Origin of the sequence: Rhodovibrio sodomensis (assembly GCF_016583645.1) — a bacterium.
GTDB classification, from domain to species: Bacteria; Pseudomonadota; Alphaproteobacteria; order Kiloniellales; family Rhodovibrionaceae; genus Rhodovibrio; species Rhodovibrio sodomensis.
In genome coordinates this window covers 1-1,405 of sequence record NZ_NRRL01000263.1, presented here as the reverse complement: position 1 = coordinate 1,405, position 1,405 = coordinate 1, and the positions used below count along the sequence as shown (strand labels likewise).

General features: G+C 69.0%; 1 protein-coding gene. It reads left to right on the top strand.

The window, feature by feature from the left end; all coding sequences use genetic code 11:
• The first annotated feature begins 237 nt into the window (after positions 1 to 237).
• Positions 238 to 1,218: an IS110 family RNA-guided transposase gene (locus CKO28_RS27635; RefSeq protein WP_200344740.1), complete on the top strand. Its 981-nt coding sequence runs from the start codon at positions 238 to 240 to the stop codon at positions 1,216 to 1,218.
• Positions 1,219 to 1,405 lie beyond the last annotated feature (187 nt).

Sequence of the window (1,405 nt, the reverse complement as noted above, 5' to 3'; positions counted from 1 at the left end):
CTTTTATGTTGCCGAGTAGCCGCGGTAGGCCGGAAACCGCGGCAGGGGGAGAGGTGAGCCAGGCAAGCGGCTAGGGTCCGAACACCGAACCCGATGCGGAGATATGGCCCCTCTCCCCAAGGCGCGGCTTCAAAGCTGGACGGTATGATAGGCCCCGCAGCAAAGCGGAGAGCCCGAATAAAAGACCGGCTTTGCCGCGTGTAAGATCAGACTCGATCAACATCCGGGAGGCGGTCAATGGACGAGGCGACGCTGGGTGTCGATACCGGCAAGACCAAGCTGCAGCTCCATCTGATCCGCGCCGACGGACGCAAGCGCAAAAAGGGTGTCGACAACACCGCTGACGGTCATGCCCATCTCAAGGACTGGCTGGCCAAGCACGCAGACGCCCCTGTGCGCGTCGTTCTCGAGGCGACCGGCCGTTACTGGATGGACCTCGCCATGACCCTCCACGAGGCCGGCTACGTCGTCAGCGTCGTCAATCCGGCACGGGTCAAGCACTTCCAGCGGGTCCAGCTCGGTCGCGGCAAGTCCGACCGCATCGACGCGCATGCCGTCGCCCAGTTCGGCCACCTGCTGCGGCCGACGGCCTGGACGCCGCCGCCCGCCGCCGTCCTGCGGCTGCGCGACCTGGTGCGCATCCGCGAGCAGCTCGTCGAGGACCTGACCGCCCATCGCAACCAGCTGCAGGCCGGCCGGCTGTGCGACGCGGCCCGGCGGGTCACCGAGCAGACGATCGCTGATCTCGAGCAGCGTCTCGCCGAGGTCGAGCGGGCCATCCGTGACGAGATCGCCGCGGACCCGGAACTGGCTCGCCGTCACGACCTGCTCGTCTCCATCCCCGGCATCGCGACCGAGACCGCCGCCGGGATCCTCGTCGAGTTGCCGGATGTCAGCCTGTTCCAGCACGCCAAGCAGGTCGCCGCCTACGCCGGTCTCAGCCCGGCCCCGAACCAATCCGGCGACACCCTCGACAAGCCCGCCCGGATCTGTCGCGTGGGCAACGCCAACCTGCGGCGCATGCTCTACATGCCGGCGCTGGCCGCCCGGCGGCAAAACCCGTGTGTACGCGCCCTCGACGACCGCCTCGCAGCGAAGGGCCGTCTGGCCGGCAAACAGCGCGTCGCCGCCGCCATGCGCAAGCTGCTCGCGCTCTGCTACGGCGTCCTCAAGACCGGCCAGCCGTTCGACCCGAACTGGGCCGCAACGCGCGCATGATGGTCCATACGCCGACGCCGGGGTCGCTCGTCACCGTGACGGCTATGGCCGCGCGCTCCCCGAGCGGGGCCGAACAGGCCGGCCGCCCGCGCGCCCCACATAGCGCGCAAGGGCGGCCGGCCGTCGGTGAGGCCCCGACTTGGGGAGCGCGCCGCCAACGACCCTTTGACAAAAATCACGGTATCTC